The organism is Bacillus sp. SRB_331 (assembly GCF_003264175.1).
Taxonomy (GTDB): domain Bacteria; phylum Bacillota; class Bacilli; order Bacillales; family Bacillaceae_G; genus Bacillus_A; species Bacillus_A mycoides.
Window position 1 is genome coordinate 344,327 of record NZ_NADV01000021.1, and the last position, 15,394, is coordinate 359,720.

16 protein-coding genes and 1 pseudogene are annotated in these 15,394 nt (G+C 35.1%); 5 read left to right on the top strand and 12 right to left on the bottom strand.

From position 1 onward, the window contains the following. Positions 1-61: 61 nt before the first annotated feature. The gene (cotH, locus tag B5P42_RS15825; RefSeq protein WP_113734623.1) at positions 62-1,138 is read right to left on the bottom strand and encodes a spore coat protein CotH; all 1,077 of its coding nucleotides are present in this window, start codon (positions 1,136-1,138) and stop codon (positions 62-64) included. A 181-nt stretch (positions 1,139-1,319) separates the two neighbouring features. Here cotH and exsB point away from each other — a divergent pair, with 181 nt between their 5' ends. Continuing rightward, positions 1,320-1,919, top strand: coding sequence for an exosporium protein ExsB (exsB, locus tag B5P42_RS15830; RefSeq protein WP_113734624.1), 600 nt, complete (start codon positions 1,320-1,322; stop codon positions 1,917-1,919). Between the two features lie 47 nt (positions 1,920-1,966). Here the strand turns inward: exsB and B5P42_RS15835 are convergent, their stop codons facing one another. The 6 genes and pseudogenes from B5P42_RS15835 to B5P42_RS15860 all read right to left on the bottom strand — a co-directional run bounded on the left by B5P42_RS15835 (position 1,967) and on the right by B5P42_RS15860 (position 6,981). Continuing rightward, complete coding sequence (locus B5P42_RS15835; RefSeq protein WP_002012438.1) at positions 1,967-2,578, bottom strand: phosphoserine phosphatase 1; 612 nt, start codon at positions 2,576-2,578, stop codon at positions 1,967-1,969. A gap of 13 nt (positions 2,579-2,591) precedes the next feature. Next, on the bottom strand, positions 2,592-3,137 hold the full coding sequence (locus B5P42_RS15840; RefSeq protein WP_113734625.1) for a short-chain dehydrogenase: 546 nt from the start codon (positions 3,135-3,137) through the stop codon (positions 2,592-2,594). A gap of 12 nt (positions 3,138-3,149) precedes the next feature. After that, a pseudogene (gene fosB, locus B5P42_RS15845) lies at positions 3,150-3,567 on the bottom strand (FosBx1 family fosfomycin resistance bacillithiol transferase). Between the two features lie 58 nt (positions 3,568-3,625). After that, on the bottom strand, positions 3,626-5,287 hold the full coding sequence (locus B5P42_RS15850) for a peptide ABC transporter substrate-binding protein (RefSeq protein WP_002141398.1): 1,662 nt from the start codon (positions 5,285-5,287) through the stop codon (positions 3,626-3,628). 71 nt (positions 5,288-5,358) lie between these two features. Next, complete coding sequence (locus B5P42_RS15855; protein ID WP_113734626.1) at positions 5,359-6,357, bottom strand: DUF2628 domain-containing protein; 999 nt, start codon at positions 6,355-6,357, stop codon at positions 5,359-5,361. A gap of 165 nt (positions 6,358-6,522) precedes the next feature. Continuing rightward, entirely contained in the window at positions 6,523-6,981 is a 459-nt protein-coding gene (locus B5P42_RS15860; protein ID WP_002135839.1) for a methylated-DNA--[protein]-cysteine S-methyltransferase, read from the bottom strand. 133 nt (positions 6,982-7,114) lie between these two features. On the opposite strand from B5P42_RS15860, the gene namA reads away from it, so the two are divergent. Continuing rightward, the gene (namA, locus tag B5P42_RS15865; protein WP_113734627.1) at positions 7,115-8,152 is read left to right on the top strand and encodes an NADPH dehydrogenase NamA; all 1,038 of its coding nucleotides are present in this window, start codon (positions 7,115-7,117) and stop codon (positions 8,150-8,152) included. A 29-nt stretch (positions 8,153-8,181) separates the two neighbouring features. On the opposite strand, the gene B5P42_RS15870 is transcribed toward namA, so the two are convergent. After that, the gene (locus B5P42_RS15870; protein ID WP_113734628.1) at positions 8,182-8,841 is read right to left on the bottom strand and encodes an oxidoreductase; all 660 of its coding nucleotides are present in this window, start codon (positions 8,839-8,841) and stop codon (positions 8,182-8,184) included. Positions 8,842-8,957: 116 nt separating this feature from the next. Then, positions 8,958-9,182 carry a hypothetical protein gene (locus B5P42_RS15875; protein ID WP_113734629.1) on the bottom strand — a complete coding sequence of 75 codons (225 nt, stop codon included), beginning with the start codon at positions 9,180-9,182 and terminating at the stop codon, positions 8,958-8,960. Positions 9,183-9,379: 197 nt separating this feature from the next. Here B5P42_RS15875 and B5P42_RS15880 point away from each other — a divergent pair, with 197 nt between their 5' ends. Continuing rightward, entirely contained in the window at positions 9,380-10,330 is a 951-nt protein-coding gene (locus tag B5P42_RS15880; RefSeq protein ID WP_002031461.1) for a metal ABC transporter substrate-binding protein, read from the top strand. Positions 10,331-10,468: 138 nt separating this feature from the next. After that, positions 10,469-10,939 (top strand): GNAT family N-acetyltransferase, encoded by a 471-nt coding sequence (locus tag B5P42_RS15885; RefSeq protein ID WP_044444227.1) that lies wholly within the window; start codon positions 10,469-10,471, stop codon positions 10,937-10,939. A 137-nt stretch (positions 10,940-11,076) separates the two neighbouring features. Here B5P42_RS15885 and B5P42_RS15890 read toward each other — a convergent pair whose 3' ends face one another. Further along, complete coding sequence (locus B5P42_RS15890; RefSeq protein WP_113734630.1) at positions 11,077-12,027, bottom strand: CobW family GTP-binding protein; 951 nt, start codon at positions 12,025-12,027, stop codon at positions 11,077-11,079. A gap of 166 nt (positions 12,028-12,193) precedes the next feature. On the opposite strand from B5P42_RS15890, the gene B5P42_RS15895 reads away from it, so the two are divergent. Next, positions 12,194-13,096 (top strand): aldo/keto reductase, encoded by a 903-nt coding sequence (locus tag B5P42_RS15895; protein WP_113734631.1) that lies wholly within the window; start codon positions 12,194-12,196, stop codon positions 13,094-13,096. A 24-nt stretch (positions 13,097-13,120) separates the two neighbouring features. Here the strand turns inward: B5P42_RS15895 and B5P42_RS15900 are convergent, their stop codons facing one another. Further along, complete coding sequence (locus B5P42_RS15900) at positions 13,121-13,705, bottom strand: GNAT family N-acetyltransferase (RefSeq protein ID WP_088032618.1); 585 nt, start codon at positions 13,703-13,705, stop codon at positions 13,121-13,123. A gap of 75 nt (positions 13,706-13,780) precedes the next feature. Further along, positions 13,781-15,253 (bottom strand): flavin monoamine oxidase family protein, encoded by a 1,473-nt coding sequence (locus tag B5P42_RS15905; RefSeq protein ID WP_113734632.1) that lies wholly within the window; start codon positions 15,251-15,253, stop codon positions 13,781-13,783. Between the last annotated feature and the right edge of the window lie 141 nt (positions 15,254-15,394).

The following is a 15,394-nucleotide window of genomic DNA, read 5'->3' on the forward strand; positions in this document are numbered from 1 at the left end:
CAATTGATACATCTTTATTATACAAAAAAAGAGATTGATAATGTTCCAATCTCTTTCAAAATTAATCCAATTCATGTAAGTGGTCTTGTATATACTTCCTTCTTTTATTTATATATTCATCAATCATATCAGCTTCTTGATCAAATGTTTCTAATTTTCCTTTCATATATGGATCTTGTAGTAAATATGGACGAATCGATTCACACAAACCTTCTACTTTCGGCATCATAAACGAAACGGTAAATTGTTCTTCTAATATTTCTTCCAAAATACTTCGGTATTGTTTTCTAAATACAGGTATATCTAACAATCTTGCACTTAACGTATTATAACCTTGAATACGAATATATTCATGATTAAGTGGTCTCCCTTGTACATCTCGCCCCCAAGTCGCATCATAATCCCACGGTATCACTTCAAATAAATTTGTCTCATCGTTATGATATAGTGCATAGTTATGAACGAAACCATCAAAGTTTTGCGTAAAAATAACTCCAGCTAACCATCGTAAATATTTATCTACATGTAGAAACTTCCCGATTTCTTTTTCATAATCTGCCCTCGACAAAGTATTCGCTTGAAATACAAATTCACTCAGTTGTTCTTCACTATTTTTATTCGAATATTTAAATTCATAACCCGCAAAGAGCTCTGTCTTAACATCTTTATCTCGCTCACTCATTAACGAAAAATTCGCATCATCATCTATCGCATAATAAATAGAACCACTCGGTAACCCTCTATTTTTCAAAAAGTTTTCATCAACTGATTCTAACTGTAAATACACACCTTGAATTTGACCATTAATTTTTATAAATACATGTTGTGATTTTGGCGAAAGTACACCAATATCATGAAAAAAATCTAAAGATAATTTATTTCGTATGAGAGACGGATCCATAAACTCAGAATTCAAATGAAACTCTTTCGCGCCTTGAAATTTTTTCGGTTTATAAAACATAACATGATAAGATTTTTTCTCAAATTCACGAATATGAGCACCACGGTAGACAATATCAATGTCATACTTCTTTTTTCCATATGTTAACTTTGCTGGTACTGGACTATCTGACCAAATGTCTTTTTTCAATTCCACTAAGTACATTGGATGAACAAAAAAATCATATGAAGGCAGCATGTTTTCTCATCCCTTCTCAGTTCTCTTCATTCAATGTATGCACCACGCCTTGTCCATACATCCGCTACCATCCATTTATATAAAATTACACTCCTGTCCTGTTCAGAAAGACACCGTATCTCATATCATGTTAAGGAAAAAGAATACCTTTTCAATTTAATACACGATAAGGAGGATTTCTATGAAACGTGATATTAGAAAAGCTGTTGAAGAAATCAAAAGTGCAGGGATGGAGGATTTCTTACACCAAGATCCAAGTACTTTTGAGTGCGATGATGATAAATTCTCTCATCATAGATGTACAACAGGGTGTAAATGTACAACAGGACGTAAATGTACAACAGGGCGTAAATGTCCAAGAACAAGATGTACTCGCGTAAAACATTGTACTTTCGTTACAAAATGTACGCATGTAAAAAAATGGACTTTCGTTACAAAATGTACTCGTGTACGCGTTCAAAAATGGACTTTCGTTACAAAAGTTACTCGTAGAAAAGAATGCGTTTTAGTTACAAAACGTACTCGCAGAAAACATTGTACTTTCGTTACAAAATGCATACGCTTTGAAAAGAAATTTTTCTGGACAAAACGAAGTTTCTGTAAAAAATGCGAATTCTTCCCTCACGGACACGGTCGCTCTTGCGATGATGACTGTGATCATGGTAAAGACTGTCACGATGACGGGCACAAATGGAATGATTGCAAAGGTAGCAGACACAAGTCTTCTTCTTGCAAGAATAAAAAATTCGATCACTTCTGGTATAAAAAACGTAATTGCTAGTTTTTTATGTCCACCAAAAAAAGGTCGCTTTGCGACCTTTTTTACGTTTACTGAAAATGACTTATATCTGCAAATTGTTTTACTTTACCACGGTTTTCATCAAATTCAATCACACTAAGACTCGCGCTATGCATAAATGGCTCTTCCCATACATGTTCAATTTCAAAACCTGCAAAATGCCCTACGAGTAATTTCGCTGCTGCAGCATGAGTAACTATTAAAATGTTTTCTCCTTTATGCTTTTCTAAAAGAAAGTGTATCCCTTCAATTACTCTTTTATGAACGGCCGCAAAGTTTTCCCCTGATGTTGACTGAAAAAGATGTGGTTCATTCCAAAATAAATGTACTTCTTCTGGATATTGCATTTCCAAATCAGCAATTGTTTGCCCTTCCCATATCCCCATATTTATTTCATAGAAACGTTCATCTTCTATAATTGGAAGATCCCGTTCCCCTTTAATCAATTCAGCAGTATGAAGCGTTCTTTCGCTTGGACTACTATATATGGCATGGAGTGGTAAATCCTTCATACGCTCCCCTAATTGTTTCGCTTGTATCATACCATTCTCTGTTAATGCTGAATTTTTCCGTCCTTGCATCCGCCCTGCTACATTCCATTCTGTCTCACCGTGCCTTGTTACATATACCGTTGTCTTCATTTCACATGCCCCCTTACCATTTTGGCCGCGATTCCCACGGCTCTACTCTCCCTACAATCCATTCTGTGCATTTACTTTCAATTCCTTTTATAACTCCGTCAGCAATCTCTTCATGAGTAAGCCATCTTGCATATGTATCTTCTAAAATAAACCCTAATATAATTCTATAATAGCTACATAATGCCCCACCTATTTTTTGCGACTTCGTACGCGATGCACTACTACCTAATATATGAAATAAACTGTACTTTTCCGATGACAATTCAACCTCATTACAAATGAGTCGTAATGCATGCTTAGCACTCGAATGTACCCATGCAACAACTAATGTAATTGGACCATTCTGTTCAATTGTATTTGTAATAGATCGCTTTAGACCATCGTCATTTTGATAATCTAAAGGAAGACATGTAATATTTTCTGGTGCGGAACTAGCTTGCTTAACATTTTCTAATTTCACTTCATCTCGTCCAATAACAGACACACGAAATCCTTGATCACAAAGCCACATAGAAACTTTCTTTAACATTCCTGTTCCACCAATTACAAGTGCATGCAACTTCTTCCCCCCTTAGTAAAATGTCATATGAGGTTTTTCTTCCCTATAATAATTTAGACGGTCTTGCAGTGTCCCTGAATGAAACTCGAACTTGTGACCGTCAGGATCAACAAAATATATAGACCCACAATCTCTCACATTACGTTCTCTTCCTTGTAAAATATGAACATTATTTTCTTCTAACCGATGTAACAGGCGTTCAAAATCTTTTTGTTCAACAGAAAATGCGAGGTGCGTATAAGATTGATGAATCTCCTTTCTCGGAATATGTGTTTCTTCATTAAGCGCTATCCATACTCCACATATATTAAAATATGCAAGTTTTCTCCCCCTTGACTAATAATTCTCCTTCCAATACTTTCTCGTAAAATGTAATAGAGTTTTCTAAATTGGACACTGAAAAACAAAGATGATTGATTCCCTTTAACAACTCTAATTCCTCCTATACAAATAAAAGATGAGCGAAAATTCGCTCATCTTTTATTATACTATTTCTTTGTAATATATGCCCATTTATAACTGAAGTCTCCACCAAACGTATGGTTAGCAATACCATTTACATACGTCTTCTCTAAGTAAGCTGTACTTTGTTGGTACGTAGGAGAGATTGCAGCATCTTGACCAATTAAGATTTTTTCAGCTTCTGCAAGTGCTTTCCAGCGTGCTGCGTCATCTTTTAGTAGTTCTCCTTTTGATTTTGCTACTAAATCATCGTACTTCGGATTTGAATAATCCATTTCATTAAATGAGCTTCCAGTAACGAACATATCAATATATGTCATTGGGTCTGGATAATCTGGACTCCATGCAGATAATGAGAATTCATATTCAAATTTCTTTTCTAAATCTAACTTCTGCTTATATGGTTGTTGCTTCAAATTCACTTTAATACCAGGTAAGTTTTTCTCTAATTCTTCTTTAATAAAGTCGCCCACTTTTTTACGACTACCGTTATCATCATTTAGTAATTCTACTGTAATTGTATCTTGACCAAGTTCTTTCTTCGCTTCTTCCCACAGTTTTTTTGCTTTCGCAGCATTATCTTTACTGTCACGGAAATTTTTATTTACAGTACGGAAGTCTTTTCCATCTGGTCCTGTCGTAAACTTTTCAGGTACTAAGAAATACGCTGGCAATGATCCATCATTCAAAATTACATCCGCAATTCCTTTTTTATCGTACGCTAAATCAATCGCCTCACGAACCTTTTGATTTTTAAACGTTGCATTTTTTTGATTAAAACGTAGGAAATACATACGTGGGTCTAGCTTCGTTTTAAATTCATCTGGTTTATTCTTTTTATATTTGTCTACAAACTCAGAACTTAAAATGACACGGTCTGCTTGATCACTATCATATAAATTTACCCCAGTACTTGTCTCTTTTACTATACCCACATTAATTTCTTGTAATTTTACAGCATCTTTATCCCAATAATTTGGGTTTTTCTTTAACTGGTAACTTTGTTCATGTTTCCATTCACTCATTGTAAATGGTCCATTGTACAATAATTTATCTGCTTCTAATCCGTATTTATCCCCTTGTCCTTTTACATACTTTTCATTTAATGGGAAGAATGTAGGGAACGAAGTAAGCTCAAGGAAATAAGGTGCTGGTTGCTCTAATTCTACTACCAACGTTTTATCATCCTTCGCTTTAACACCTAATTGATCCGACGGTACTTCTCCTTTATTTACTTTCTGTGCATTTTTCACATCAAATAAAATAAATGCATATTCTGCTGCTATTGCTTTATCTAATGTACGTTGCCATGCATATACAAAATCTTGTGCTCGAACTGGATCACCATTTGACCATTTTGCATCACGTAATTCAAATGTATATGTCTTTTTATCTTCACTAATCTTCACGTCTTTGGCCATACCTGGAGTTGGTTTATTATCTTTATCTAGACGATATAATCCTTCCATTGCATTTACAAATACACGGAAAGATACAGAATCTGTTGATTTAGATGTATCCATTGAAGGAATTTCAGCTGTTTCTAGCAAATTTAAAACTTGTTTATCTGCCATTCCCTTACTTGATTCTTTCTTCGTTGTCGAAGCCTTCTCCCCATTCCCACATCCCGCAACCAGTACACTAGTCGATAACGCAAGTGCAGCAATTGTTATTGTCTTTCTCTTCATTCTTCCTTCCCCCAATCTATATGTATAAGTTAAAACTTGTATAATATATTTTATTATACAAAAAATTCTGATTATTTTAAATATTTATTTTCATAAAAAGAAAAAAAGCGGTCAGAAATTGCTTTCCCTCCGCTTTGTTGAATAGCATTTACTTGTAAGCCATCCTCTATATCAAATGGATTTTGAACTTTAAATATTTCCTCCATTATCTTCAAAAACTCTTCTTCATTTTTAGATTCACCGTTAATCGTAAGTGAATATGGTTCCACTTCTCCCAATTTATAATCAACAATAAATTGAATTTTCACATTTTCCCTTGGCATCTCAGGACTCTCCCCCTGAAATTCTACTAATTCTAATCCTTCCGTTCCCCGATAGTATATCCATCCTGAATTTTGAAAATAATTTTCGAACGATTCACCAATTGAAAAGACTGGATATTCATAAAGCGAGCTTGTACGAACTTTTTGAATAATATCCCGATCAGTTGGGAAAAAGAAATGACTAAACAAAATACTAGCAACTGCTAAAATAGTAACGATTGTTGCTCCCATTTTACTCGTTCCACCACTATCACGGATGAGATAATTTTCAACCGATTCATCTTTAATTCCCCGTGCTTTTATTCGATATATACGCCTTTCTGCAAATTGATAAAATAATCCATTTGCAAAAATCCCCATCCCAAATAGAATGAAAACGAGTAATAAAAACGTGAGAGGCACCATATTAATGATTGGCAATGCTACGTTGAACCCCATATAATAAGAAAATGCATCACATGCTACTAATAACAGTATAAATAAAGCAGCAGGTACGTAATACTTACGATATCCAAGCCAACCTACATTAAAAATAGCAGCCAGACCATTCCAGCTCCACCTAGCAATTCGCTTATTCTCAAGCTCCCATTTTCTTTTGTAATATGGATATTGTCTCCCTACATATACTCCTAATTCTTTGTCTATTAGCGAGCTTTCTTCACCTTGTTCATTATGCAAGTTTCGTTGACAATTTGCACAATTCAGCTGATCATTAATACAAGGTCGCCCACAATTTATACATTTCAAAACAATCCCTCTTTCCATCCATACTTCATTGTGAACTACCCACCACTTAGTATCTCTTACGAGCTTACCCCGAAGTGGGGGCTTCTCGGTTCATCGTTACTTTTGATAGCTAACGAATTTGTCTTAGGACAGCCGAGCTAACTCCCTCGTTCCAAAGGTTGTTTCTTACGATTTATTTAAAATACCTTCATGTTTCAATAACCACTCTTTCCTCCATAAACCACCCGCATACCCAACAAGTTTTCCACTCTTTCCTATTACACGATGGCATGGAACGATAATTGAAATTGGATTCCGGCTATTTGCCCCTCCTATCGCTCGTACAGCTTTCGTATTCCCAACCTTCTCCGCAATATCTAAATATGAAGCACTTACGCCATACGGAACAGTGTAAAGTGCATCCCATACATTCTTTTGGAATGGTGTTCCTTCAGCAGACAATGGAACTGTAAACTCTTTTCTTTTTCCTTCAAAGTATTCATCTAATTCATTTATACATTGTTCAACAAGTTCATTTTTATGTTCTTCTTTTCTTTCTTCAACAAATATAACAGACGTAATTCCTTCTTCGTTCGCTGTAATTTCTAACAAACCTAATTCACTATCATAATAAGCCTGGTACATATGTCATCCTCCAATTCATTACATATTATTTATTGTAACACGAATAGACGAAATTTTTCGTATAAGCGTTTTATTAGGGAAACAAAAAAGAGGATGATACAATGTAAGAAAATTCAATTAAGGGGGATATTTGATGGAGTTTCAACTCTTTTCACCTTATACAATTAAGGACGTTACGCTAAAAAACCGTATCATTATGTCACCTATGTGCATGTATTCATCAGAAAATGAGGATGGCCAAGTAACTAATTTTCATCTCGTCCATTATGGAACCAGGGCTGCTGGCCAAGTAGGTTTAGTTATGATTGAAGCAACAGCTGTGTTACCTGAAGGACGAATTTCTAACAAAGACTTAGGCATTTGGGATGATACTCTAATTGAAGGCTTACATAAAACGACAACATTTATACATAATAACGGTGCAAAAGCAGCCATTCAACTCGCTCACGCCGGAAGAAAGGCTGAATTAGAAACAGATGCTTTCGCTCCCTCAGCAATTCCGTTTAACGATAGAATGAAAATACCAGTAGAAATGAATAAAAAGCAAATTAAAGAAACTGTTTCTGCTTTTCAAAAAGCAGCTTTACGCTCTAAACGAGCGGGGGTTGACGTTATTGAATTACATGGTGCTCACGGTTATCTTATTAATGAATTTCTTTCTCCGCTTTCCAATAAGCGGACTGATGAATACGGGGGCTCACCTGAAAATCGCTATCGTTTCTTACGCGAAATCATCGATGCTGTAAATGAAGTTTGGAACGGACCGTTATTTGTTCGTATTTCAGCAAATGATTATCATCCTGACGGGTTAACGGTTCAAGATTATGTGCAGTATACAGGATGGATGAAAGAACAAGGGGTAGATTTAATCGATTGTAGTTCTGGTGCTGTTGTACCCGCACATATTGATGTGTATCCTGGTTACCAAGTACAATATGCTAAACATATTAAGGAGCATGTTAACATCGCGACTGGTGCGGTAGGATTAATTACAACCGGATCACAAGCAGAGCAAATTTTAAATAATAACGAAGCAGATTTAATTTTTATCGGACGCGAGTTACTTCGTAATCCATACTTCCCAAGAATAGCTGCCAATGAACTTGGCTTTGAATTAAAAGAACCATATCAGTACCGACGAGCACCCGGGAAAATTAAAACTAATAAATAAAACCGAGAAATTATTCTTCTCGGTTTTACTTATTTTATTTCTATAATATCGTTTGAACTATAAATATGAATACCAGCTTCTTCACGTAGCGCTGTTATATACATTCCTTTCGCCACATCTTTAGCTGAAATTGGTTTATACTTTTTAAAAGCCCCTTTAAATATAAACGGAAGAATACGAGATAATTTCTCAGCCATTCTTTCCCCAAAACGATATTCTTGTCGATTTCCAACTAATAATGACGGCCTGAAAATATGTATGCCACCAATAACTAGCTTTTTCAGCTCCTCTTCCATTTTCCCCTTCACTTGCGAGTAAAAGAAAAATGATTTAGGTTTTGCTCCCATTGATGAAATAACAAGAAAATTTTGCACGCCTTGTTTTTCAGCTAAGCAGGCAGCTCGTAATGTATATTCATAATCTACTTTTTTAAAATTCGACTTCGACTTCGCTTTTTTTATCGTTGTTCCTAAGCAACTAAAAACATCATCTACTGCAAAAAATTCTTTGTATTCCTCTAATACTGAAAAATCCACCTGTTTCTGTTGCAATTTCTCATGCTGTAATTGTAATGGTTCCCTTACAAAAATAGTAACCGAATCGTAGTAATCTGAGTCAAGTAATAGTCGCGTTATTTCTTGTCCAACTAACCCACTTGCGCCAAGTACTAACGCTGTTCGCTTATTCATATATGTGTATACCTCTTTATTTACTATTCTCTCCTATAGCTAATCGTCGCTAACAGGAGTTTCCGTTCTCCCATTTTACCATAAGTAAAGCACTATGCGTATGCATAGTGCTTTACTTACTCTTTTTTCTCTTCTTTTTCTTCCGCTGGCAATTTTGTAATTGTTATAGCATCCCCTAAATTACTTATTAGTCTTCTTAAAAAAATTAAAACAAAAGATAATGGCAAAACAACCGCAAGTATTAATAAGATAGCTTCCATGAAGTAACCCAAGCGCTCATCCCCTTTTTTCTGCTCCCTCCCAATATATGAAAGTAACATTGTCACATATGCACCAATCATAAAAATTAATACCTTTCTTTTTGACAGATTTATTACAAAATCAAATCGTAATGATTATTATTTATTGCAACTTTCATAAAGATGTATTATACTAGGTTCGCAAACTAAAACGTAATTATTCCGTTTTGTATTAAAACGATATTTTCTTCTTATATTTGGAGAAAATATAATTGTAAAAAAGAAAAGAGGAGAATTATATGCCTAAAAAATTAGCTCTATTTTCATTTATACTTATTTTCACACTCATCTTTGCTGGATGTTCTAACAACAAAGATAGTGCAGCGAAAAAAGATGGGAAACTTTCTGTTTATACAACCATTTTCCCACTCGCTGACTTTGCAAAAAAAATCGGTGGTGATTATGTAAATGTAGAAACAATTTACCCACCTGGTGCGGATTCTCATACATTTGAACCAAGTCAAAAGCAGACTGTACAAGTGGCAAAAGCCGATTTATTTGTTTATAACGGCGCAGAATTAGAACCATTTGCCGAAAAAATGGAAAAATCATTAAAAAAAGAAAACGTGAAAATTGTAAATGCATCTAAAGATATCGAACTTCGTGCTTCATCTGAAGAAGAGCAGCACGATCATGGAGACGGTCATAAAGAAGATGAACATCATCACGATAAAGACCCACACGTTTGGATAGATCCTACTCTTGCGATGAAACAAGCAGAAAAAATTAAAAATGCACTTGTAGAATTACAGCCTGAACATAAAAAAGAGTTCGAAAAAAACTTTGCAGCACTACAAACAAAATTCACTGATTTAGATGATCAATTTAAAGCAGTTGTTGCAAATGCAAAAACGAAAGAAATATTAGTTTCACACGCAGCTTACGGCTACTGGGAACAACGATACGGTTTGAAACAAATTCCAATCGCTGGAATTTCAGCATCTGATGAACCATCTCAAAAACAGCTTGCTGACATTACAAAAACAGTAAAAGAGCACGGTCTACAATATATTTTATTTGAAACATTCTCTACTCCAAAAGTAGCATCAGTTATTCAAAAAGAAACAGGTACAAAAATTTTACGCTTAAATCACCTTGCTACTATTTCTGAGGATGATGCAAAGAACAATAAAGATTACTTCACATTAATGGAAGAAAACGTAAATACTTTAAAAGAAGCAACAAACTAATCAACTATATTTTCTAGGCAGCTGAATATGTCATTCAGCTGCCTTTTTATGTATTTATCCTTGACTTGATCGAAATAACAAGTAGAATTATCCATATTAGCTTGTAAGCTATACTAATTTAGAAGGTGAGTTGGAACTATGAATCTTCACATTTGTGAAGTAACAGCAAATAATTGGCGTTCAGTTGCTGCTTTAGACGTAGCAAAAGACCAGCAGCAGTTTATTGAAAGCAATGCGTTTTCTTTAGCGGAATCATTATATGAAGAAAACGGAACGTCAGTAGCCTTATATGACAAAGAAACACTCGTTGGATACGCAATGTACGGTTGGTATTCCCAAAAACATGAAAGCGTATGGTTAGATCGTTTTATGATTGACCAACAATTTCAAGGAAAAGGATACGCAAAACGTTTCCTTCGCTTACTAATTCAATTCTTGCAAGAAAAATTTGAATGTAAAATAATTTATTTAAGTTTACATCCTGACAACAAACACGCAATGGGACTATATGAGTCATTTGGCTTCCGTTTAAATGGGGATATTGATGACGAAGGTCCAGTTGTAGGTGTTGTAATGGAATTACTTATAGATGAAAATACAAGCCTGTGAAAACAGGCTTTTTATTATGCATTTATCAATGTTATGTTTTCTATTTTTAGTTTCTTTCCCTTATATACTTCATTTTTGTAATCTAGTATTATCTCATTAAAATGCTCATAAAAAATAAGCCTGCGATTTACGCAGACTTATTTCACACATTCTTCAAAATGTTCTTGGAACCATTCTTTATTAATATCTCTTCCGATGAAAACTACTTCGCTTACCCGCTCTTCGCCCTCTTGCCACTCTCTATCGTACAAAGCAGCAAATAACGTATGCACACCTTGGAAAACAATACGTTTATCTACTCCATCAATAGATAAAATTCCTTTGTAGCGATATAAATGCTCCCCTAGTTCTTGAACGACAGCTGACATCCACTCATTCAATTTTTGTAAATCTAACGGACGTTCTTCACGTAGTACAAACGATTTTACACCTTCTAGATGGTTATGTTCTGTATGAGGGTAAATTTGCAGCGTATCTTTCGTTTTAAACGTTTGAATTTGTAATAACGATGGAATATCTACCTCACAGTTAGTCGCCTCGATTAACTTTGCAGTCGGGTTAATTCCTTGAAGTTCATGCAAGAGATTTTCTTTCTCATTTTCTTCAATTAAATCTAATTTATTAACTAACACAACATCAGCAAAGGCAATTTGTTCTTTTGCTTCTAGTCCCTTTTCAAAATGTTTATGTATATGATAGCTATCTACAACTGTTACAACACCGTTAATTTGATATGCAGATTGAATAACTGGATCTAAAAAGAAAGTTTGAATAATCGGACCTGGATTTGCAAGACCTGTTGTTTCAATTACTAATCCATCAAAGTCCATTTTCCCTTCTGCTTTCACATCCAGTAATTGTTTTAAAGCAACAAGTAAATCTTCACGCACAGTACAGCATAAACAACCGTTTGTCATTTCCATAATTTCTTCTTCAACATTCATAATCAATTGATTATCAATACCAATTTGCCCTATTTCATTTACAATCACTGCTAATTTCTTGCCGTGATCCTCTGATAAAATTCGATTTAATAATGTCGTTTTCCCTGATCCAAGAAAACCAGTTAATATTGTTACTGGAATCATCCCTTACATCTCCTTATAGCTCTATGTTTCTACATTATAGCATATAGAAAAAATCGTTTTTGTAGCAAAACATATTTATTGTATGTACGACCCTGTAACTATATAATAATACGTAGTAAGAAAGCCTTTTCAAAAATATTATTCATTCATATAGGGGGTACTTATAGTGGAACGAGTTCAAATGGCCGAAGCGCTAGAATTTTCTCGTATTATTCAAGGTTTTTGGCGTTTAGCAGAATGGAATATGCCAAAGCAAGAGTTACTTTCTTTTATTGAAGACTGTATGGATTTGGGGATTACTACTTTCGATCACGCTGATATTTATGGTGGGTATACGTGTGAAGGATTGTTTGGAGAAGCGTTACAATTAAAGCCTTCCTTACGCGAAAATATGCAAATCATCACTAAATGTGGAATCGCTCCCTCATCACCTAAATTTCCAGAGCGATATGTTGCTCACTACAATACGAGTGCTGAACATATAATAAAAAGCGCGGAAGATTCATTACAAAACTTACATACAGATTATATTGATGTATTGCTCATCCATCGTCCAGATCCATTTATGGATCCAACTGAAGTGGCAGAAGCGTTCTCACGCTTAAAGCAAGAAGGCAAAGTTCGCCACTTCGGTGTATCTAACTTTTTACCTTCACAATTTAATATGTTAAGTTCGTATTTAGATTTCCCACTCATTACAAATCAAATTGAAGTATCTGCGATGCAAATCGAGCATTTTGAAAAAGGTACGATTGATTTATGCCAAGAAAAACGAATCAATCCAATGATTTGGTCACCTCTTGCTGGTGGAGAAATCTTTACTGGCCAATCAGAACGCGCCGTACGTGTACGTGAAACTTTACAAAAAGTTGCTACTGAACTAGGTGTTACTAGCATCGATACTGTTATGTATGCATGGTTACTCGCTCATCCAGCTAACATGATGCCAATCGTTGGCTCTGGTAAATTAGATCGAGTAAAAACGGCTGCAATGGCAACAAAAGTTAATTTAGACCGCCAACAATGGTTTACAATTTTCGAAAGCTCTAATGGACATCCTGTACCATAATAAACAAAAAGAAGAGCTGTTTCTTTACAGCTCTTCTTTTTCATATATATTTCTCGTCATTGCAAATACACACATATCCCTTAATCCATCTCCATCCACCGCAACACTCGCGCTTTCTAAAGTACCCTCTAATTTAAATCCTAATTTCTCAGGTATCGCTCTACTCTTCTTATTTAGAGAATCACAACGAATTTCTACGCGGTTTGCTTTCAATTCAGTGAAAGCATAATCTGTTATACCTTTTGCAGCCTCTACCATATAGCCCTTTCCACTAAACCTTGAATCAATCCAATACCCGATTTCAAATTGAGGTATATCCCAATTAATACGATGTAATCCGGCAGATGCAATAAATTCACCTGTTTCGTTCGAAAAAACTAGTAGTCTCAAATCTTCACGCTGCAAAAATTGAATATGCGATTTTCTAATACTCTCTTCTATTTCTTCCTCTGTTTGCTCTTTTTGTGCAAAGACCATCCAAGGTTTTAATTCTTGTATTGAAGCTTGAATTGCGTCATATACAACTTTACCATCACCTGGTTTTGGCATTCGAATAAAAAGCCTGTCAGTATAAAATTCAGAAGGAAAATCGAATAATAACGGATTCACTGTAAACACTCCCTATAATTCTTTTATATATAATAATATCCATCTCAAGTTATACAGTAAAGAAATTTCTGAATTTTAAACTTTTTGATCATTCACTTCCATCGCCACACGCACTCCAGATTCAATCGCACCTTGAATCCATCCGTGATACAACGTTGTATGATCACCAGCAAAATATATTCTCCCCTCAGGTTTTACAATGACTGGCTGTAATTCTGATTCTTGGCCAGCTTGAAATAGTGCAAACCCTCCAAGCGCATATGGATCTAATGTCCAACTCTTTGATATTCCAGACATGAACTCATCATATACTTGACCACCTAATATTGTTGCTAAATTTTGTAGTGTGTAATAGATACGATCCCCCTTTGATACCCCATCCCATAACAACGCATCATAAGACCATGTATAGCTTCCTAACATCATAGCAGGCCCTTTCTCTCCGATTCCATGGCTTGGATAATACGCATAACGTATAGGAAGATCTGTTATAATTCTCCCACCTAATTGCCCTTGTTCCTCCCAAAAACGACTTTTAAATTGAATTCCTATTTTTGTAGCTGGCATATAATGCAATTCGCGAATTGTTTTCCACTTCGCATGAGATATCGAATCAAATGGATCTACTTCTACAAATCGCATTGTTGAAAAAGGAATTGTAACAATAACTAAATCCCCTGTAATACTACTATATTCAAAAGTTTCCTCGTTCCGGTAATAGGCTGTTACACTATTGGCTTGTTGATGAAGCTTCATTAATTTTTGATTATATATAATATTTTCTTCTAATTGTGGTAAAAAAGACTTTGGTAATCTATCATTCCCACCTGTTATTTCGCAAAATCCGCTCTCCTCTTGCATAATATATAAAAAACGTAACGTCTCAACGAATGACCTTTCTAAAAAACCTTCTAAATCTAATAGAACACCTATCATCTCAATCGTTACTGGCGAAAAATACGTATTATATTGATAAGGATGATATTTTAAAAATTGACCTGTAGAATATCTCCCAAAATCCTTTACTACAATATCCCAATTTTTCTCTGGGTTCTTTTTTATAAAATTTATAATGGGCTGTACCGCTAACATTAATAGTTCCTCAGACGTTTTCCCAACTTCATTCATTTCCACAGGATATCTTAAAATACTTGGATCTTTTTCGTATTGTTTTAATGTCGTTTTCCGACCATTTACGTAGATAATATCTGTCTCATTCCTATTAATAAAAGGGCTCACCTGTAGCCCAAACTTTCTTATATATGCCATCGTTAATGTATGCGAATACGGAATTCTCATCGCTCCAACATCTAAATATAATCCGGTATCTTCCATCCTAACTGTCTCTATGCGGCCACCTACACGGTTGTTCGCTTCAAAAACCTTCACTTCATGCCCTGCTGCTTTTAATAAAGATGCCGAAACTAATCCAGCCATACCAGCCCCTACTACAATGATTTGTTTCGGACGTGTCGTCTTCTTCAATCCCTTATTTATAACTTTTAACGTTTCATCCATCTCATTGTTAAACATTATATCTTTCTGCACAATCCCACCCCTTACTTCATGAAATACAAATTAGTGGTTTAGTGCATTTTATTCATAAATTCACTTAAACATAACACCACCACAATTTGAAAATTCACTAAAAATACATAAGGTGCAGCTCTCCCCCTTCCACATGCTTCA